The organism is Streptomyces sp. NPDC002467, assembly GCF_042889825.1.
Lineage (GTDB): Bacteria > Actinomycetota > Actinomycetes > Streptomycetales > Streptomycetaceae > Streptomyces.
Genome location: NZ_JBIARJ010000017.1, coordinates 198,840 through 217,079 on the forward strand (window position 1 = coordinate 198,840; position 18,240 = coordinate 217,079).

The following is an 18,240-nucleotide window of genomic DNA, read 5'->3' on the forward strand; positions in this document are numbered from 1 at the left end:
CCGTCAGCCACCCGCATCACGTACGGAAAGAGAGCGCGACGATGACCACACCCCCGCCCCGCACCGCCAGACGCACCGGCCGCCCGCTCGGCAGGCTCGCCGCCGCGACCGCGGTCATGGCCTCCTTCGCCCTGGTCGCGGCCTGCTCCGGCCCGCCCAAGAGCGGAGGGGCCCCCGTCACCGAGGTCACCCTGTCGAAGAACACGCCGACGGCGAAGGGCGAGATCGACTCCTTCACCTGGGCCGTCTACGCCGAGCCCCCCACGCTCGACTACACGGTGGCGTTCGACTACCCGCAGAACACGATCCTCTCGAACGTCTGCGAGAGCCTCATGCGGTGGACGCCGGGACTGACCCTGGAACCCGGGCTCGCCCAGAAGGCGACGAACCCCGACCCCACCACCTGGGTCTACGACCTCCGCCCGAACGTGCGCTTCCACGACGGCGGTGTGATGAGCGCGGACGACGTGGTCTACAGCCTGGGCCGGCAGATGGACCCGAACAACGCGGCGGCCTGGGCCCAGAACTTCCAGAACGTCGACTCCGTGACCAAGACCGGTCCGCTCCAGGTCACCGTCAAGCTGAAGAAGCCCGACTCGCAGTTCCCCCAGTACATGGCCACCGCCGCCGGCGTGGTCGCCTCCAAGGCCGGGATCGAGGCGGCGGGCAAGGACTACGGCACCACCGGCAGCCTCGCCTGTACCGGCCCGTTCAAGCTCGGCACCTGGAACAAGGGCCAGTCCATCGAGCTGGAACGCTTCGACGGCTACTGGGGCACCAAGGCCAAGTCCAAGAAGGCCGTCTTCCGGGTCCTGACCGACCCCTCCGCCCGCACCAACGCCATGCTCAGCGGCGAGGCCGACGGCGGGTACCTCATCCCCACCGAGAGCTACGCCCGACTGCGCGACAGCGGCGTCGGCACGCTCTACTTCGGTGAGGGCCTGAGCACGGTCAACGTCAACATCACCAACATGCAGGGCCCGCTCGGCGACGTCCGCGTACGCCGCGCCCTGTCCCTCGCCCTGGACCGGGCCGGGTTCGTCAAGGCCGGTCTCGGCGGCGCCGGGACCGTCACCCACTCCCTGACCACCCGCGCCGCCTGGGCCGCCGCTCCCGAGAGCACCCTGAAGAACGCGCTCGACACCCTGCCGCGCCCCGACCGGAACATCGAGCAGGCCAAGGCGCTGATCAAGGAAGCCGGAGCCACCGGCAAGACGCTGACCGTGGCCACCAGCTCCATCGGCCAGGACGTCTCCCTGCTGGCCACCGCCGTCCAGGCGGCCGGCACCCAGATCGGCCTCGACATCCAGCTGAAGACGATCGCCCCGAACGCGTTCACCGCGCTGTTCACCGATCCCGCGGCGCGCGAGGGCATAGACATGTTCCCGCTCACCTACTACGACTCGATCACCGACCCGCTCGACCTGCTGACGAACTTCAAGACCGGCGCGTACATGAACTTCTCCGGCTACAGCGACAAGCAGTACGACGCGCTCGTCGACCAGGCCGTCGGCACCTACGAGCCGGGACAGCGCCTGGAGATCGAGGCCAAGCTCCAGAAGCAGGCCGCCGAGCAGCTCCTGTGGATCCCGGTCGCCGAGTGGCCCACCGCGCTCTTCCTCAACAAGAAGATCACCGGCGCGCCGACGACGATCTCCTACATGTACTACCCGTGGGCCGCCGACGTGGGTGCCGCCCAGTGAACTTCCTGAGATTCGCGGCGCGACGGCTGGGGGAGATGGCGGCCACGCTGCTCGCCGCCTCGTTCATCGTCTTCGGCGCCATGTACCTCGCCCCGGGCAGCCCGGCGAGCTTCCTGCTCGCGGGCCGCTCGGCCTCCCCGGAGGCCCTGGAGGCGATCAACGCCCAGTACCACCTGAACGACCCGTTCCTCGTACGGTACGCACGCTGGCTCGGTGACGTCGTGCAGGGAGACTTCGGCCGGTCCATCACCTACCGCACCGATGTCTCCCGGCTCCTGTCCGACCGCCTGCCCAGCACCCTGATGCTGGTCGCGATGGCCCTGGTGGTGGTAGTCGTCTTCGGCCTGCTGCTCGGCTGGATCGGCTCGGTGAAGGGCGGCGCGACCGACTCCGCCATCCTCGTCACCACCACGTTCGCCGTGGGCACGCCCTCGTTCGTCGCGGCCGTGCTGCTCCAGGGCCTGTTCGCCGTCAACCTCGGCTGGTTCCCGAGCAGTGGCGCGGGCGAAGGCTTCGGCGACATGCTCTGGCACCTGACGCTCCCGGCCGTCGCGCTCGCGCTGTACCTGATCGGCATGCTCGCCCGGGTCACCCGCTCGGCCATGCTCGAAGCCCTCGACAGCGAACACGTCACCGTGGCGCGCAGCCGGGGCGTCCCCGAACACCAGGTCATCCGCCGCCACGTGTTCCGCAACGCGCTGGGCACCGTCCTCACCACCGGTGGCCTCATCGTCTCCACCCTGCTGGTCTGCACGATCCTCGTGGAGACCGCCTTCAGCATCGGCGGGATCGGCCAACTCCTCGAACTGTCCACCACCACCAAGGACTTCCCGACCGTCCAGGCCATCTCCCTGATCATCGTCGCCCTGTTCATGATCGTGAACCTCATCGTCGACCTGATACTGCCGCTGGTCGACCCGCGGATCACCCTCGGATCGAGGAGGTCCTCCGCATGACCGCCGTCCTGACCCGCCGGCCCGGCCTCTCCCGGATCCGGGTGACCGGGTCACCGCTCTACCTGGTCTGCCTGGCGTTCGTCGCCCTCGTCGTGGTGGCGGCGGTGCTCGCCTCCTGGCTGGTGCCGTACGACCCCAACGTCATCGACCTGGGCAACGCGCTCGCCGCCCCCTCCCCGGAGCATCCGCTCGGGGTCGACGCGGCCGGCCGCGACACCCTCTCCCGGCTGCTGCTGGGAGCCCGTACGTCCCTGCTGGGGCCGCTCGGCGTGGTCGCGTTCTCCACCGTCGCGGGCGTCGCCGTCGGCATGGCGGCGGCCTGGAAGGGCGGCTGGCTCGACTCCCTGCTCTCCCGCAGCACGGAACTGGTCTTCGCCTTCCCCGGCATGCTGCTGGCCATCCTGATCATCTCGGTCTACGGCGAAGGCCTGACCGCACCGGTCATCGCGCTCGCCGTCGCCTACCTGCCCTACGTCAGCCGCCTGACCCGCTCCCTGGTCCTGGCGGAACGCGAGCGCCCCTACGTCAGCGCCTACCAGGTGCAGGGGCACTCCTCGCTGCAGATCTGCCTGCGCCACGTCCTGCCCAACATCGCCCCCGTCGTGCTCGCCCAGTCCACGATCAACTTCGGGTATGCCCTCATGGACCTCGCGGCGCTGTCCTTCCTCGGACTCGGCGTGCCCGCCCTCACCCCCGACTGGGGCCGCATGGTCTTCGACGGCCAGACAGCGATCCAGCTCGGCTACCCGCTTTCGGCGATCCTGCCCTGTGCCGTCATCGTGCTGACGGTGGTCGCCTTCAACGTGGTCGGAGAACGCTGGGCCGACCGCGTCGCCAGGAGGGACCGATGAACCCGATGAAGCCGATCGACCCGATCGACCCGCAGTACACCCTCGACATCCGGGGGCTCCGGCTCAGCCTGCCCGGCACCGCCCGCCCCGTCCTCGACGGCGTCGACCTCACCGTCGCCGCCGGGGAGACCGTCGCCCTCGTCGGCGAATCGGGCTCAGGCAAGAGCCTCACCTCCCGCAGCGCACTGCGCCTGCTGCCGCCGGGCGCCACGGTCGAGGGCTCCGTCCTCGTGGCCGGCCAGGACGTGCTGACCATGGACGAAGGCCGGCTGCGGGACCTGCGCACCGGCACCGTGGCCATGATCTTCCAGGACCCCCGTGCCGCCATCAACCCGCTCCGCCGCATCGGGGACTTCCTCACCGAGAGCGTGCGGCTGACCAAGGCCATGAGCCAGGCCGACGCGGAGTCCCGCGCCGCCGAACTCATCGAGGCGGTCGGCCTGAACCGCTCGGCCCTGACGAAGTACCCGAGCCAGGTCTCCGGCGGCATGCTGCAACGCGTCATGATCGCGGCCGCCCTGATGGGCGACCCCGTGCTGCTGCTCGCCGACGAGCCCACCACCGCCCTCGACGTCACCACCCAGGCCGAAGTCATCGCCCTCCTGGCCACGCTGCGCGAACGCTTCGGCACCGGCCTGCTCTTCGTCACCCACGACCTGGACCTCGCCGCCGCCATCAGTGACCGCGTCTGCGTGATGTACGCGGGGCGCATCGTCGAGAGCGGCCCCGCGGAGGTCCTCTTCGCGCGGCCCCGCCACCCCTACACGGCGGCCCTGCTCGCCTCCACGCCCCGCCTGGAGGCCCCGCGCGGCAGGCTCACCGCCATCGACGGCCAGCCCCCGGACCTGCGCCAGGAACTGCACGGCTGCCCCTTCGCCGCCCGGTGCCCCCTCGCCACCGAGGTGTGCGACACGCAGGCCCCCCAGCCGCTGCCCGCACCCGGGACCCCCGGACACCGGGCTGCGTGCCACCACAGCGACCGGCTCGAAGGGAGCGCCGTCGATGCCTGACAACGTGCTGGAGGTCTCGGGACTGCACCGCGCCTACGGAGACGTACGAGCCGTGGACGACGTGTCGTTCACCCTCCCCGCGGGCGGTTCCCTCGGCATCGTGGGCGAATCCGGATCCGGCAAGACCACCACCGCCCGGATCGTCGTGGGTCTGGAGCGGGCCGACGCCGGCGAGGTCCTCGTACACGGCCGCGACCGCACCGGACGCGGCCGCGGCCGGGCACAGCGCCTCGCCCGCGCCCGTGAGGTGCAGATGGTCTTCCAGGACCCGTACCTGTCCCTGGACCCGCGCACCAGCGTCGAGGCGGTGCTGCGCGAAACCCTGCGCCTGCACTTCCCCGGCAGGGACCACGCGGCGCGCATCCGTGAACTGCTGGACCAGGTCGGACTGGGCACCCGCGCCGCCGACGCGCTGCCCCGCCAGCTGTCCGGAGGCCAGCGCCAACGCGTCGCCATCGCCCGCGCGCTGGCCGTGGAACCGGCCGTACTCGTCCTCGACGAGGCCGTGGCGGCCCTCGACGTGTCGGTGCAGGCGCAGATCCTCAACCTGCTGGCCGACATCCGGGAGCAGACCCCGATCGGCTACCTGTTCATCACGCACGACCTCGGCGTGGTCCGCTGCGTCACGGACGACGTGATCGTCATGCGGCACGGCGCGATCGTCGAGTCGGGACGCACCGCCGAGGTGCTCGCGGCACCGGAGCACCCCTACACCCGGCTGCTCCTGGAGTCGGTTCCCCGCCCCGGCTGGGACCCGGGCGGGATCGCGGCGGCCCGTCGGGCCCTGCGGTAGTCGGGGGCCGTCGGGCCCCGCGTGCCCGGGGCCGCGCCCGCCTCAGGCTCCTGCGGCGAGCGTGAAGATCAACGTACGGAAGACGGACTCGGCGTCGACCTCGGCGTCGAGCGACTGGATGGCGGCCAGTCCGTCCACGGCGGCGGCCACCGCCTCGCCGAGGGGGCGCGGGTCGACGCCGTCGCGTTCGTCCGCCAGCACCTGGAAGAGGCGGCCGAAACAGGCCCGCCACCTGCGGTACTCCGCCTCCAGGCTCTCCCGTACGCGTTCGTCGTTCAGCGCGTGCCAGTGCAGCGCGGAATGGAGGTGGGACAGGTCGGGGCTCTCGCCCCGGGTCAGCATCAGGACGACCCGTTCCGCGCGCTCGGCGAAGGTGCCAGGCGCGTCCACCGCCTCCTCCATCGGGGAGATCCACTCCGGCCGGATGTCGTCGATCACCGCCAGGATGAGGTCCGTGCGGTCGGCGAAGTGGTAGTGGCACATGCCGTGCGACACCCCGCACAGGGCAGCCACGTTGCGCGTGGTGAAACGCGCGCTCATCTCGCCGCCCAGGAGCGTCCGCGCGGCCGCGATCAGCCGTGCGCGCGTCTGTTCCCCCTTGGCCGAGACGCGGGTCCGTCCGGCTCGGGCGGGGACGGACACGGGAGTCCGGGATTCCTTCGGAGGGGCTGCCATGGCGCAACTCTAACGAGTGACGGAGCGCCACCTGGGCGTTTCCCCGCACCCCGCAAGATCGCCCTCGTCAACGGGCCGGCCGGTTGCGAGAAATACTGCCAAGAATATTGACCGAGCGCTCGGTCAGGAATAGCTTTCCGGCCAACCACGGGGATCCCGTGGGAAGTTGACACAGGAGGCGTACATGAACGATCACGCAGCAGGGAGGCCGCCGGCCGGCGGAGCCCTCGGTCGGCGCGGGTTCCTGACGGCGGCGGCCCTCGCCGCGGCCGGCGCAGCACTGGCGTCGTCCGAGGGGGCGGCCCGGGCGGCGTCCCGCATCGGTCTGGCCCAGGCGGCGGGGACCTTCGCGGTCCCCGCCGAGGACGTGCGCCACACCCGGACCTGGATGGCCTGGCCGGACAGCACCTCGATCTGGCGGAGCAAGCTCAGCGGGGTCCAGGGCAACATCGCCCTCATCGCGAAGACCATCGCGAAGTACGAGCCGGTCATCATGTGCGCCAACCCGGCGAGCGCCGCCACGGCGCGCTCGATGTGCGGGTCGACGGTCACGGTGATCACGACCATCCCGGTCGACGACTGCTGGATGCGCGACACCGGGCCCGTCTTCCGGACGAACGGCGCCGGAGGCCTCGACGCGGTCGGCCTGAACTTCAACGGCTGGGGCAACCGGCAGACGCACACCAAGGACTCGCTGGTGGCCGGGAAGATCGCCGCCTACGCGGGCGTCCCGATCAGCTACGCCAACCTGGTGGGGGAGGGTGGGGCCATCGAGCAGGACGGCGCCGGCACCCTCATGGCGACCCGGAGCAGCATCATCAACCGCAACCGGAACCCCGGGATGTCGCAGGCGCAGATCGAGGCCGCGATGTGTTCCGCGTACGGCGCGTCCAAGGTCATCTGGTTCGACGGAGTGGTCGGCCAGGACATCACCGACGACCACGTCGACGCCACGTCCCGGTTCCTCGCGCCGGGCCGCGGGGTGGTCCAGATGCCGCTGTCGACCGACACCGACGCCTACGCCAAGGACGCGCGCCAGCAGTACCAGATCCTGTCCACGTCCACGACGGCGACCGGCACCCCCATGGCGGTCACCAAGCTCCAGGGACCCGACTACTACAAGATCCGCTCGGCCGACCCGAACTTCGTCGCGGCCTACGCCAACTACTACGTGTGCAACGGGGCGGTGATCTCCTCCCAGTTCGGTGACACCTCCGCCGACGCCGCGGCGAAGGCCGCCCTCGTCCAGCTCTTCCCGGGTCGGACCGTCGTCCAGCTGAACACCGACTACCTGGGCGCCGGCGGCGGCGGCATCCACTGCGTCACCCAGCAGCAGCCGGTCCCGTAACGGCCGTCGCACGCTCCAGGCGTTTTCGGTGGGCAGAAGCGGCCGGTCGCAACCCGGTCCGTCCCGCCTCTGCCCACCGTCACTCCGGCCGTCACAATCCGGAGTCTCTTGTTCCAATTTGAATTGACTGAATTTTCAGTTCAAGCCAGGATGCGAAGTGCATCCTCTGCCTGTTTCTCATTTCCTTGAGGGAGTCCCATGGACACGCAAGGCACGTCCCGTCGCAGGTTGCTCCAGTACGGCGCGGCCGCCCTGCCGCTCGCGGCCCTCGGTTCCGCTCTTCCGTCGGTGGCCCGGGCGGCCACGGCTCCCGGCGGCTCCGCCACGCTGCGGATGCCCGACGAGGCCGGTCGCCACGTCCGTACCTTCATGGCCTGGCCGGCGCTCTCCTCGGTCTGGTCGACCCGGCTCCCGGGGGTGCGCAGGCACATCGCGACCGTCGCGGACGCGATCTCGCGGTACGAGCCGGTCGTGATGCTCGCCCGGCCCGGACAGGCCGCCGACGCCCGGTACGAGTGCGGGGCCGGCGCCTACCACAGCATCACGGTCGTCGAGATACCCAACGACGACCTGTGGATCCGCGACTTCGGCCCCACCTTCGTCGTGGCGCCCGGTGCGGTCGCGGGCGTGGACACCAACTTCAACGGCTGGGGCAAGGCCGGTACGAAGTACGCCCAGCCCTTCGCCAACGACGCCGCGGCGGCCGCGACGCTGCTGTACGACTACGGCGTCAACCGCATCCGGGCGCCGTTCGTGGGCGAGGGCGGTTCGCTGGAGACAGACGGCGAGGGAACCCTGCTGGCCACGGTCAGCTCGCTGGTCAACGCCAACCGCAACCCCGGCAAGAGCCAGGACCAGGTCGAGCAGGACCTGAAGTCCTCGCTGGGCATCGACAAGGTGATCTGGGTACCCGGCATCGCCGGTCAGGACATCACCGACTGCCACATCGACTGCCTCGCCCGCTTCATCGAGCCCGGCAAGGTCATGCTGGACAAGCCCGGCCCCCAGACCGACCCCAAGTGGGTCGCGGTCTACGAGGAGACCAAGCGGGCCCTGCAGAGCGCCACCGACGCCAAGGGGCGCCCGCTGGCCATCACCGAACTTCCCGGCCCGGACCGCAAGAACATCCGCGTGAAGGACGAGCCGGAGTTCCTGTCCAGCTACACCAACTACTACACCGTCAACGGCGCGGTCATCGCCCCGCAGTTCGGCGACGGCTACGCGGACGGCGTGGCCTACGGCATCCTGCAGGCCTCCTACCCCGGCCGGAACGTCGTCCAGCTGAACATCGACGAGATCGCGCGCGGTGGTGGCGGCATCCACTGCGGCACGCAGTCGCAGCCGGTCGTGCCACTGGCGGTCTGATGCCACCGGCGGTCTGATCAGCCGCCGGTAGGGGGAAGGGGGAACGGTTCACCGGACCGGGCGCGTGCGGGCGCCCTGTCCGGTGTTGCCGTTCCTACCGCTTGCCCTCGGTGTCGAAGGTGTAGAACTTCCGGTGGTCGAGCATGTCGGCCGGCGTCACGTCGGTCCACGGGCTCATGACGGCGTGCAGGTCGACGACGTTGGCCGTCGGGGTGGCCGGCACGTAGGTCGACTTGGGGTTCCGGACCTGCCACTCCGCCCACAGCATGTCGATGAAGGCGTGGTGCAGCCAGAACACCGGGTCGTTGGGGGAGGCCGCGCTCGTCATCTGGCCGCCCACCCACATGTGGACCCGGTTGTGGATGTTGATCCCGCGCCAGCCCTCCAGGTTGTTGCGGAAGCCGTTCGAGGCGCTGTTGAAGGGCGCGACGTCGTACTCCGGCATGGAGAGGATCGAGTTGACCTCGTCCTTGGTCGGCAGCTGGGGCGTGCCCGCGCCGAGGGTGCGCCGCAGGTACTGGCGGGAGTCCACCCCCACGGTGATGGCCCACTTGCCCGCCGAGGCGGCGAAGGGCCCGTCGAGGACCTGCCCGTCACGGGCCCGGGTGATGCCGCCCATGAAGTCCGCGGCCCACAGGGGGGACGTGGGGGAGCGGTCCACGGTCCAGTCCCAGTACGGGAGGGAGACCTTCGGGTCCACCCGCTGCAGGTGCAGTTCGAAGTCGAGCAGGAAGCGGCGGTGCCAGGGCAGGAAGGAAGGAGCCCGGTGGGCGACCCGGTCGCCGAAGTCGTTGTCCTCCATGAGGAACCAGTTGTGGACGTCGACGAACTGGTCGTAGATGCCGTTGCGCTTCAGTTCCAGCACCGCGTTGGTGAAGGCGCGCTTCTCGTCTGCGGTCAGCGTGGACGCGCTCTTGCGGACGGTCACTTGATCGGGCCTGCCTTCTTGGGAGCGAAGGCGACCAGACCGGCACCTTGGAGTTCGCGGACCGCGGCTCGCGCGGCCGATATCGGGTCGGGAAACGTTTCGTAGTGGTTCACGATGGTGACCCAGGTGTTGTCGGCGTTGCGCATCAGGTGCAGCTCTTTGCCGTCGATCTTGATCGTGGGCAGGCCGGGGGAGTGGTGACCGCCGCCCCCGTCGAAGCTGATCTGGATGCGGCGGCCTTCGAAGGTCTCGTCGATGGTGCCGGTGGGCAGGGCGAGGGGCTTGCCGGACGCCCCCGCGGCGCCGGAAGCGCCGGAAGCCGGCTTGTCCCCCTTGGCGGAGGAGTTGCACGCGGTGGTCAGGCCGGCAGCGGTGACTGTGCCGGCGGCGATGGCCAGGGCGTGCCGACGGGTGATCATGTTCATGTCTTGAAGAATTACCAGAAGGCCGGCACCGGCCGATCAGTGGCCCTTGCATTCGACGACATCCGGCGCACAACGTCCTTGACCCCGGACCGGGTTGCGGGCTACTGGAGTTGCGACAGGTCGACCGAGTCGGACGGCGCGGGAGCCTTGGCCGGTACGGTCTCGTTGAAATCGGAGAACGTGGCCTCGATCCGCTCCCCGGAGGCCTCGGTGCCCTTGACCCGCAGGAGGTACGGTTCGTCCTCGGTGGAGACCTGGTAGGTGCCCGTCCTGCCGTTCTGCCGGCTCGTGACCGTGATCGTCGGCTGCCCGTCGACGGAGGTCCGCGGCCCCTTGGTCAGCTGTTCGTTCACCGGCTTCGAGGACAGCTCGCCCTTGAAGAAGTCCAGGTCGCAGAAGTCGGCGAAATCGCGCAGCAGGAGGCTGCCCGTGGTGCCGTGCAGATAGCGGCCGTTGATGAGCGCGATCGCGTCATTGGCCGCGGCGGGGGGTACCTGGGACCGCAGGAGGGCGTCGTCGAGCTTCAGCCACACGTCCTTGCCACGTTTGACGATGGCGGCCGAGCCCACGTCGCCGGGAGGCGTGACCGTGCCGACGCAGTTGCCGCTGTCGTCGAACCGGAGGTCCAAAGAGGTCGTGCCCGACTTCTCGGTCACCTTGGCCGCCATGCGCATGGACGTGACCCCGGACATCGCCTTGCGCGTGGCGTCCGCGATGGCCTGGGCGCTCTGGTCGGCGATGCCGTTGTCATCGGCCCGGGCGACCCCCGCGCCCGCGGCCGCGCCGGCGAAGACCAACAGGCATGCGGTGGCGGCGGCCCTGCGACGGGATCCGGCCGCCCGGGTTGCCGGGGCTGGGCGAGGTGCGGACATGGGGCGCCACCTCCCTCTCACCCGATCAGCCTAGTTCCGCCCGGCGGCGGGCGCAGTCCGGGCGCCCGCCGCCGCGGCGGGCCCCGGGTCCGGCAGCGGACCCGGTCAGGAGGCGGCCCGGGACGCGTAGGCCCGTACGTCGGCGTCGGGGTCGGCGGTGGCCGTGGCCAGGGCGGTACGGGCCCCGGGGACGCCGCGGTGCGCGAGGAGCGAGAGCACCGCGGCCTTGCGGACGTCCGCGTTCGGATCGGTCAGGGTCTCGGCCAGGGCGGGAACCGCCTCCGAGGGCGACGCCGACCGGAGGGCAGCCGCCGCACCCGCCCGGACCTGCCACGCGGGGTCGCGCAGAGCCGCGGCGGACCGTGCGGCGTACGGGGGCGGGCACCCGGTGTCGGCCAGTGCGCGCAGGGCCGCACCCCTCACCAGCGGGTCGGGGTCGTCCAGCAGCGGGTCGAGCGGGGCCGGGGCCGGGGCGCGCAGGGCCGCGAGTCCACGCGCCACCGCGACCCGGACCTCCCGGGCCGGGTCCCCGGCGGCCACCGCCAGTTCCGCCACCGCGTCGACCGACACCAGGGCGCGGACGGCTGTGGTGCGGACCTCGACGTCGGCGTCGGAGAGCGCGGCGGTGTACACGACGGCGTAGGTCCCGGCGTCGCCCAGCCGCAGTGCCCGCAGCACGTCGAGCGAGGCCGCCCGGACGACCGGGTCGGCGACGTCCAGCGCCGCCCGCAGCCCCGCCCCCAGCTCCGGCCCGGCCGGGAGCACCTCGACGAGCTCGCGCAGCGCGGCCGCGGCGGCCGCCCGGACCCGGGGCGCGCCGTCCCGCAGGCGTTCCGCCAGCGCGGGTCCCGCGCCGGCGGGCACGGTCTCGCCGAGGGCGGCCACGGCCGCCGTCCGCACCTCGGGATCGGCGTCCGCCAGATAGGGGCGGAACGCCTCCAGGTCGGGTGACTCCTCGGCGAGGGAGAGCAGGCGCAGCAGGGCGGGGCTCGGCGCGGAGGACCGCGCAGCCGGGGACCCCTCCTCCGGGAGCGCGGCGGGCCGGTCCCCGACGGGGCGCGCCGCGGGGGCGGCGTCCCTCGGGCCGGCCGTGGCCACCGGCACCAGCGCGACCTCGCCCAACCGCCGCTCCGGTCCCGGCGCCGGCGTGAACTCAGGCACCGGAACCACGTACGGCTCCACCGGCCGCGCCGTGAACTCCATCGCCCCGCTGGGCGACTTGCGCAGGTCGAGGTGGTGCAGCCAGCCCGAGTCGTCGCGTTCCGGGTGGTCGAGGCGCTCGTGGTACAGACCCCACCGGGACTCGGTGCGGGCCAGCGAGGCCCGGGCGGCCATCTCCGCGCAGTCCCGGATGAAGCCGACCTCGGCGCACCGCATCAGCTCGTGCGCGGTACGGGCCCCCATCCCGGCGATCTCCTCCGACATCCGGGTGAACGCCTCCACCGCCAGGGACAGCTTCGCCCCCGACTTGGGCGGCGCCACGTAGTCGTTGACGAACCGCCGCAGCTTGTACTCCACCTGCGGCTGCGGCGGCCCGTCCGGCCGGCGCAACGGCCGGTAGACGAGCTCGTGGGCCGCGGCCAGCTGGTCGCCGGGCAGGTCGCCCTCGTACGCCCGGTACCGCGCCGCGTCCTCGCCGGCCAGGTCGCCGTAGACGAACGCGCCGATCATGTAGTTGTGCGGTACGCAGGCCAGGTCACCGGCCGCGTAGAGGCGGGGCACGGTCGTGCGGGCGTGCGCGTCGACCCGTACGCCCGAGGCGGAGTGGCCGCCGCACAACCCGATCTCCGAGATGTGCATCTCGATGTCATGGGTGCGGTAGTCGTGGCCTCGGCCCGCGTGGAACGTGCCCCGCGTGGGCCGCTCCGTGGTGTGCAGGATCGATTCGACGGCGCTGACGGTCTCCTCGGGCAGATGGCTGAGCTTGAGGTACACCGGGGCCCGGTCGGAGGCGAGTTCGGCGGCGAACTCGGCCATCATCTGCCCCGACCAGTAGTCCGACTCCACGAACCGCTCGCCGTGCCGGTTCACCTGGTAGCCGCCGAACGGGTTGGCGACGTACGCGCAGGCCGGCCCGTTGTAGTCCTTGATCAGCGGGTTGATCTGGAAGCACTCGATCCCGGTGAGCGCGGCCCCCGCGTGGTAGGCCATGGAGTAGCCGTCGCCCGCGTTCGTCGGGTTCTCGTACGTCCCGTACAGATAGCCGGAGGCCGGCAGCCCCAGCCGGCCGCACGGTCCGGTGGCCAGGATCACCGCGCCCGCCCGGACGACGACGAACTCCCCGGTGCGGGTGTTGAACCCGGCGGCGCCGATGGCCCGTCCGTCCTCCGGGTGCGTGAGCACCCGCACCGGCATGACCCGGTTCTCGATGCGGATCAGCTCTCGCATCTCGCGCCGCCGCAACTGCCGGTAGAGGACCTTCTTGACGTCCTTGCCCTCCGGCATCGGCAGCACGTACGAACCCGACCGGTGCACCTGGCGGACCGCGTACTCGCCGTGCTCGTCCTTCTCGAACTTCACCCCGTACGACTCCAGGCGCCGCACCATCGCGAAACCGCGGGTCGCCGTCTGCCGGACGGTGGACTGGTCGACGACGCCGTCGTTGGCGCGGGTGATCTCGGCGACGTAGTCGTCCGGTTCGGCCCGGCCCGGGATCACCGCGTTGTTGACCCCGTCCATGCCCATGGCGAGCGCGCCGGAGTGCCGTACGTGCGCCTTCTCCAGCAGCAGCACCCGAGCGCCGCGTCCGGCCGCGGTCAGCGCGGCCATCGTGCCGGCCGTCCCACCGCCGATGACGAGGACGTCGCAGGAGAGTTCGGTCGCGTCGGCGAGCGCGGGAACGGAAAGGGGAGTGTCCACCAGGGTCTCCACGGGAGGTGCCTTTCAGAGGGTTTCGAGGATGTGGCGGCGCAGTTCGGCCGTGTCAGGGGACTGCTGCGCGGCGCGATCGCGCGGATGCGGTACGTCCAGCACCCGACCGGAACCGAGCAGGGCGACCCGGTCGCCGAGGTGGAGGGCCTCGTCCACGTCGTGGGTCACGAAGACGACGGTCGCGCCCGTGCCCCGCAGGATGTCCACCAGCAGGTCCTGCATCCCGGCGCGGGTGTGCGCGTCGAGCGCGCCGAAGGGCTCGTCCATCAGGACGACGCGGGGCCGGCCCGCCAGCGCCCGGGCCAGCTGGACGCGCTGTCGCTGCCCGCCCGACAGCTGGTGCGGCAGTTTGCCGGCATGCCCGGCCAGGCCGACCCGCTCCAGCCAGTCGGCCGCGGACCGCCGCCGTTCGACCCGGGTGATCTTGCGGATCGCCAGGGGCAGTTCCACGTTCGCGCGGACGGAGCGCCACGGCAGCAGCGCGTCGTGCTGGAAGACCAGCGCCCGGTCGGCGGCGGGCCCGGCGATCGGATCGCCGTCCTGGGTGACCTGCCCGCCCAGAGGGGGCAGCAGGCCGGCGAGGGTGCGCAGCAGGGTGGACTTCCCGCAGCCCGAGGGCCCGACCACGGCCAGCAGCTCCCCCGGCGCGATCCTCAGCGTGACCTCGCCCGGCAGGGCGACGCCGTCCGGGTGGCCCAGCCGTACGTCCTCCAGCGCGAGCGCCGCCCCGGTCGGCGCGGGCGCGGTGGGCGGGATGGCGGTGCTCATGAGACCGGTTCCTTCCGGGGAACGGGGGCGACGGCGGGCGCGGGCGCGGCGGCTGGGGCACCGCCCCCGCCCACGAGGGCGCGGCCCGCCCCGCGGAACGCCGGACGCCTCGCCCCCGCGGCCGCCCGTGCGGTCGGGCGGGGCAGCCAGGCGGTGGCGCGGCGGCCCAGCAGCTCCACCGCGGTCGACGTGAGCCAGCCCAGGCCGCCGATGGTGGCCATGCCGACGAAGACCCCCGGATAGTCGACGATCGTGTAGTCCTGCCAGGTGCGGTAGCCCACCCCGTACTCGCCGGAGATCATCTCCGCGGAGATCACACAGATCCACGAGACGCCGATGCCCACCGAGAGGCCGCCGAAGATGCCCGGCAGGGCTCCGGGCAGCACCACCGAGAACAGCACCCGCAGCCGCCCGCCGCCCATGGTCAGCACGGCCTCCTCCCAGACCGGGGCGAGGGCCCGGACCGCGTGCCGGGTCGACACCACCACCGGGAAGAAGGCGGCGGCGAAGGTGATGAACACGATGCCCTGCTCGTTGGTCGGCAGGAGCAGGATGGCGACCGGGACCAGGGCGATGGCGGGCACCGGCCGCGCCACCTCCACCAGCGGCCCCAGCAGGTCGGCCGCCCACCGCGACCGTGCGATGGCCGTGCCGACCGCGACCCCCAGCACCGCGGCCAGCAGGAAGCCCACCACGATGCGGCGCAGGCTGTGGCCCAGGTCCTCCCAGTACGGTCCGGTGCCGAGGCGGTCGGCGAAGGCGGAGGCCACCTCTCCCACCGTCGGGAACTGCTCGAACCGCAGCCACAGGTTGACGTCCAGGGAGGTCAGCAGCTGCCACAGCCCGAGGGCCGCGGCCGGCGAGGCGGCGCGGACCAGCCGGCGGCCCGCGCTCATGACGCCAGACCCACGGCGTCCGCGTAGCCGATGACCCGCGCCCCGGCGTGAGCGTCCACGTAACGCGTGGCGTTGGCCGGGGTGACGAACGCGCGCAGCTCGGCGCCGTCGGCCACCCACACCGACTTGTCGGCGAACCACAGGGTGCCGGTCAGGGCGTCCGGCACGTACGCGGCCCGCACGTCGGCGGCCTTGGCGGCCTTCAGCAGCTCCCTCGGGCTGTCGAAGGCGACCGTGGCGCTCTGGCCCTTGAGCCACAACTCCGGCTTGGCCGCGGCCGCCTGAGGGAAGGCCGGTGCCGTCACGGCCCGCTTCAGCGGCGCCGGGTCGACGAAGGCGTCCACGTCCACATCGGGGACGAGGCCGGCCGCCTTCAGCACCGGCACGTCCTCCTTCAGCGCTGCGATCAGCTCCGGGCGGAGCTCCGGGTCGAAGGTCGCGATGCCGTTCGCGCCGTTGTAGAGGTAGACCACCTCGGCCGGGAGCCCGGTCTCCTTCGCCACCGACTCGGCCGCCGCGACCGGGTTCGTCCGCAGGTAGTCGGTCGCCCGGCGCTGCGCCTTCAGGAAGTCGTCGAGCACCCCGGGCTTCTCGCCGGCGAACTTCTGCCGGACGGTGACCCCGTGGAAGGTGGGCAGGTTCAGCTCGGCCCCGTCGTACAGGGCCTTCGCCCGACCCTCGAAGGTCAGCTGGCCGGGCCAGGCCACGAACTGCGACAGCGCGTCCGCGCTGCCCGCCTGGAGGGCCGAAGCCCCCACGCTGGGCTGCTGGTTGAGCTTCTGGATGCCCTTGTCCGGGTCGATCCCGGCGCGTTGCAGGGCCCGTATCAGGGTCCCGTCGGCGGCCGAGCCCACGCTCGTGGACACCTTCTTGCCGCTCAGATCGGCCAGCGACGCCAGCTTCGAATCCGGCGCGGTCACCACGGTGTTGAGGCCGCCGCGCAGGTTGTACCCGGTGACCGAGACCAGTGCGGTCGGCTGCTTCAGTTCCCTGCCCCGCGCGGCGTTGATCAGCAGCGGGAAATCGCCCATCGAACCGATGTCGACCTTCCCGGCGGTCATCTGCGCGGTGATGGGAGCGCCGGTCGCGTAGTCCTGCCAGTCGACCTTGTACGTCACCCCCTCCTGCTTCCCGCGTGCCGCGAGCTCCTCCTCGAAGTAGCCGAGGGAGCGCAGCAGGGTGCCGGCCGTGACGGTGTTGATGGTCTTGGACTGGTAGCCGACGGTCACCGTGACCGTCTTCGACGGGCCGCCCGCCGTGCCGTCGGCTCCGCCGCACCCGGTGGCCAGGGGCAGGAGCAGGGCGACGGGCACGGCGGGGAAGAGGATTCTGCGACGCATGGGGAGGGGGCCTTTCACCGGAGCAGGTAGGGCATGTTGACGGTCACCGCGCCGGTGGGACAGCGCGCCGCGCACGGGCCGCAGTACCAGCACTCGTCCACGTGCATGTACGCCTTGCCGTTGTCCTCGCGGATCGCGAGCGAGTCGAGGGGACACATGTCGACGCAGAGAGTGCAGCCGTCGATGCACTTGGACTCGTCGATGGTCACGGGCACGTCGGCGCGCTGGGGAACCAGGGGCATGGCTGTCTCCAAGGGCCCGGAAGGGCGGGGAAAGGAGGAGGGAGGAAGGAAGAAGGAGGGAGTGTTGGGGGGGTCAGAGCGAGCGGCGCAGCACGCCGCTCATGGTGATGCGGTCGCCGCGGAACCGGATGAACTCCAGGTCCACGGGCCGTCCGTCGGGCAGGCGGGTCAGCCGTTCCAGCATCAGGACGGCGGCACCGCGCGGTGCCTGGAGGACGGCGGCGGAGTGCGGGTCGGCGTTGACGGCTTCGAGGGTGATCTCGGCGTGGCCCAGCGGGCTCCCGGTCAGCGACTCCAACAGCCGGAACACGTCCGTGTTCTCCAGGTCGCAGTCGAGGAGTTCACCGCCCAGGTCCATGGGCAGGTAGGACAGGTCGAGGGAGAGCGGCAGCCCGTTCAGGCGGCGCAGCCGCTCGATGCAGAGCACGTCGCTGTGCTCGGGCAGCCCAAGCCGGTGCGCCACCGGGCCCGGCGCGGTCACCGGCCCCACGGTGCGGACCTCGTTGGTGACCCGGCCGTGCTCGTGCAGGGTCTCGGCCAGGCCCTGGAGGCGGTCCAGGCCGTGCGGGTACTTCTCGCAGACCACCACCGTGCCGACGCCCGGCTGCCGGTCGACGAACTGCTCACCGCGCAGCAGGTCCAGGGCCTGACGGACGGTGTTGCGGCTGGCCCGGTAGTCGGCGGCGATGACGTCCTCCAGGGGCAGGACGCCGCCCGGGAAACCGCCGGCCAGGATCTGATGGCGCAGCAGGTCGGCGAGCTGCCGGGCCTGGTCCGCGCGCAGCCGGCGACGGCGCGCGGCGGCCACCGGGCGGGCGGCGGGGGCGGGTTCGGCGGGCATGAAAGGAACGTACCGGGCCGGTGCCACCCGTGGTGTTGCCGCAGTATTGCGCCACCTGATGGCCCGTTCACACGGCTCTGACCTGCGATTTCGTGTACATGGAGGCAAGATCCGCCACCACGGTGACCACAACGTGGACGGCGTGACGGCCACGATGCGAACAGGGCGGCGTAACGACGAAAAAGGCACCGGCTCCGCCGGAGGCGATGCCTCCGCGGAGCCGGTGCCGGCGTGGAACAGGAACGTGTGAAAGGGGATTTCAGCTCTTCACCAGGAGGCCGCGGCTGCGCAGGACCCAGCGTTCGGCGGGGCTGAAGATGAGCAGGTCGATGGCGATGCCGACGACGAGGATGAGG

Annotated in this window: 17 protein-coding genes and 1 pseudogene; 7 read left to right on the top strand and 11 right to left on the bottom strand. The window is 71.7% G+C overall.

The window, feature by feature from the left end; all coding sequences use genetic code 11:
• Window positions 1–41 precede the first annotated feature (41 nt).
• From ACFYYJ_RS30710 to ACFYYJ_RS30730, 5 genes are read left to right on the top strand one after another with little or no spacing between them, the layout of a single operon-like run.
• Window positions 42–1,703 (top strand): ABC transporter substrate-binding protein, encoded by a 1,662-nt coding sequence (locus ACFYYJ_RS30710; RefSeq protein WP_389137299.1) that lies wholly within the window; start codon window positions 42–44, stop codon window positions 1,701–1,703.
• On the top strand, window positions 1,700–2,659 hold the full coding sequence (locus tag ACFYYJ_RS30715) for an ABC transporter permease (protein WP_385131219.1): 960 nt from the start codon (window positions 1,700–1,702) through the stop codon (window positions 2,657–2,659). Before ACFYYJ_RS30710 ends, ACFYYJ_RS30715 begins: the two co-directional genes overlap by 4 nt.
• Window positions 2,656–3,510 (top strand): ABC transporter permease, encoded by an 855-nt coding sequence (locus ACFYYJ_RS30720; RefSeq protein WP_385363555.1) that lies wholly within the window; start codon window positions 2,656–2,658, stop codon window positions 3,508–3,510. The genes ACFYYJ_RS30715 and ACFYYJ_RS30720 overlap by 4 nt, the downstream gene beginning before the upstream one ends.
• Complete coding sequence (locus ACFYYJ_RS30725) at window positions 3,507–4,520, top strand: ABC transporter ATP-binding protein (protein WP_385131215.1); 1,014 nt, start codon at window positions 3,507–3,509, stop codon at window positions 4,518–4,520. Before ACFYYJ_RS30720 ends, ACFYYJ_RS30725 begins: the two co-directional genes overlap by 4 nt.
• A complete protein-coding gene (locus ACFYYJ_RS30730; RefSeq protein WP_385131212.1) occupies window positions 4,513–5,313 on the top strand; it encodes an ABC transporter ATP-binding protein in 801 nt (266 codons plus the stop codon). Before ACFYYJ_RS30725 ends, ACFYYJ_RS30730 begins: the two co-directional genes overlap by 8 nt.
• Before the next feature lie 42 nt (window positions 5,314–5,355).
• On the opposite strand, the gene ACFYYJ_RS30735 is transcribed toward ACFYYJ_RS30730, so the two are convergent.
• Entirely contained in the window at window positions 5,356–5,988 is a 633-nt protein-coding gene (locus tag ACFYYJ_RS30735) for a TetR/AcrR family transcriptional regulator (protein WP_389137303.1), read from the bottom strand.
• A 184-nt stretch (window positions 5,989–6,172) separates the two neighbouring features.
• Here ACFYYJ_RS30735 and ACFYYJ_RS30740 point away from each other — a divergent pair, with 184 nt between their 5' ends.
• Complete coding sequence (locus ACFYYJ_RS30740) at window positions 6,173–7,336, top strand: agmatine/peptidylarginine deiminase (protein ID WP_389137305.1); 1,164 nt, start codon at window positions 6,173–6,175, stop codon at window positions 7,334–7,336.
• Between the two features lie 198 nt (window positions 7,337–7,534).
• The gene (locus ACFYYJ_RS30745) at window positions 7,535–8,701 is read left to right on the top strand and encodes an agmatine deiminase family protein (protein WP_389137307.1); all 1,167 of its coding nucleotides are present in this window, start codon (window positions 7,535–7,537) and stop codon (window positions 8,699–8,701) included.
• Window positions 8,702–8,795: 94 nt separating this feature from the next.
• Here ACFYYJ_RS30745 and ACFYYJ_RS30750 read toward each other — a convergent pair whose 3' ends face one another.
• The 10 genes and pseudogenes from ACFYYJ_RS30750 to ACFYYJ_RS30795 all read right to left on the bottom strand — a co-directional run.
• Window positions 8,796–9,629 carry a tyrosinase family protein gene (locus tag ACFYYJ_RS30750; protein WP_385363551.1) on the bottom strand — a complete coding sequence of 278 codons (834 nt, stop codon included), beginning with the start codon at window positions 9,627–9,629 and terminating at the stop codon, window positions 8,796–8,798.
• Complete coding sequence (locus tag ACFYYJ_RS30755) at window positions 9,626–10,054, bottom strand: tyrosinase family oxidase copper chaperone (protein WP_389137310.1); 429 nt, start codon at window positions 10,052–10,054, stop codon at window positions 9,626–9,628. Before ACFYYJ_RS30755 ends, ACFYYJ_RS30750 begins: the two co-directional genes overlap by 4 nt.
• Window positions 10,055–10,155: 101 nt before the next feature.
• Window positions 10,156–10,926 (bottom strand): hypothetical protein, encoded by a 771-nt coding sequence (locus tag ACFYYJ_RS30760; RefSeq protein ID WP_389137312.1) that lies wholly within the window; start codon window positions 10,924–10,926, stop codon window positions 10,156–10,158.
• Between the two features lie 105 nt (window positions 10,927–11,031).
• A complete protein-coding gene (locus tag ACFYYJ_RS30765; RefSeq protein WP_389137314.1) occupies window positions 11,032–13,785 on the bottom strand; it encodes a fumarate reductase/succinate dehydrogenase flavoprotein subunit in 2,754 nt (917 codons plus the stop codon).
• Between the two features lie 24 nt (window positions 13,786–13,809).
• Window positions 13,810–14,565 (bottom strand): ABC transporter ATP-binding protein, encoded by a 756-nt coding sequence (locus ACFYYJ_RS30770; protein WP_385363548.1) that lies wholly within the window; start codon window positions 14,563–14,565, stop codon window positions 13,810–13,812.
• On the bottom strand, window positions 14,562–15,461 hold the full coding sequence (locus ACFYYJ_RS30775; protein WP_385131187.1) for an ABC transporter permease: 900 nt from the start codon (window positions 15,459–15,461) through the stop codon (window positions 14,562–14,564). The genes ACFYYJ_RS30770 and ACFYYJ_RS30775 overlap by 4 nt, the downstream gene beginning before the upstream one ends.
• Complete coding sequence (locus ACFYYJ_RS30780) at window positions 15,458–16,801, bottom strand: ABC transporter substrate-binding protein (RefSeq protein ID WP_389137317.1); 1,344 nt, start codon at window positions 16,799–16,801, stop codon at window positions 15,458–15,460. The genes ACFYYJ_RS30775 and ACFYYJ_RS30780 overlap by 4 nt, the downstream gene beginning before the upstream one ends.
• Window positions 16,802–16,815: 14 nt before the next feature.
• Complete coding sequence (locus ACFYYJ_RS30785) at window positions 16,816–17,043, bottom strand: ferredoxin family protein (protein WP_125741086.1); 228 nt, start codon at window positions 17,041–17,043, stop codon at window positions 16,816–16,818.
• Between the two features lie 73 nt (window positions 17,044–17,116).
• Complete coding sequence (locus ACFYYJ_RS30790; RefSeq protein ID WP_385131179.1) at window positions 17,117–17,884, bottom strand: GntR family transcriptional regulator; 768 nt, start codon at window positions 17,882–17,884, stop codon at window positions 17,117–17,119.
• A gap of 259 nt (window positions 17,885–18,143) precedes the next feature.
• Window positions 18,144–18,240: pseudogene (locus ACFYYJ_RS30795) on the bottom strand (ABC transporter permease); the annotation flags it as partial.

Coding starts and splice junctions, on each gene's coding strand:
- ACFYYJ_RS30780 (WP_389137317.1), bottom strand. CDS start 16,801: ATGCGTCGCAGAATCCTCTTCCCCGCCGTGCCCGTCGCCCTGCTCCTG.
- ACFYYJ_RS30725 (WP_385131215.1), top strand. CDS start 3,507: ATGAACCCGATGAAGCCGATCGACCCGATCGACCCGCAGTACACCCTC.
- ACFYYJ_RS30785 (WP_125741086.1), bottom strand. CDS start 17,043: ATGCCCCTGGTTCCCCAGCGCGCCGACGTGCCCGTGACCATCGACGAG.
- ACFYYJ_RS30740 (WP_389137305.1), top strand. CDS start 6,173: ATGAACGATCACGCAGCAGGGAGGCCGCCGGCCGGCGGAGCCCTCGGT.
- ACFYYJ_RS30790 (WP_385131179.1), bottom strand. CDS start 17,884: ATGCCCGCCGAACCCGCCCCCGCCGCCCGCCCGGTGGCCGCCGCGCGC.
- ACFYYJ_RS30720 (WP_385363555.1), top strand. CDS start 2,656: ATGACCGCCGTCCTGACCCGCCGGCCCGGCCTCTCCCGGATCCGGGTG.
- ACFYYJ_RS30710 (WP_389137299.1), top strand. CDS start 42: ATGACCACACCCCCGCCCCGCACCGCCAGACGCACCGGCCGCCCGCTC.
- ACFYYJ_RS30775 (WP_385131187.1), bottom strand. CDS start 15,461: ATGAGCGCGGGCCGCCGGCTGGTCCGCGCCGCCTCGCCGGCCGCGGCC.
- ACFYYJ_RS30760 (WP_389137312.1), bottom strand. CDS start 10,926: ATGTCCGCACCTCGCCCAGCCCCGGCAACCCGGGCGGCCGGATCCCGT.
- ACFYYJ_RS30735 (WP_389137303.1), bottom strand. CDS start 5,988: ATGGCAGCCCCTCCGAAGGAATCCCGGACTCCCGTGTCCGTCCCCGCC.
- ACFYYJ_RS30770 (WP_385363548.1), bottom strand. CDS start 14,565: ATGAGCACCGCCATCCCGCCCACCGCGCCCGCGCCGACCGGGGCGGCG.
- ACFYYJ_RS30730 (WP_385131212.1), top strand. CDS start 4,513: ATGCCTGACAACGTGCTGGAGGTCTCGGGACTGCACCGCGCCTACGGA.
- ACFYYJ_RS30745 (WP_389137307.1), top strand. CDS start 7,535: ATGGACACGCAAGGCACGTCCCGTCGCAGGTTGCTCCAGTACGGCGCG.
- ACFYYJ_RS30755 (WP_389137310.1), bottom strand. CDS start 10,054: ATGAACATGATCACCCGTCGGCACGCCCTGGCCATCGCCGCCGGCACA.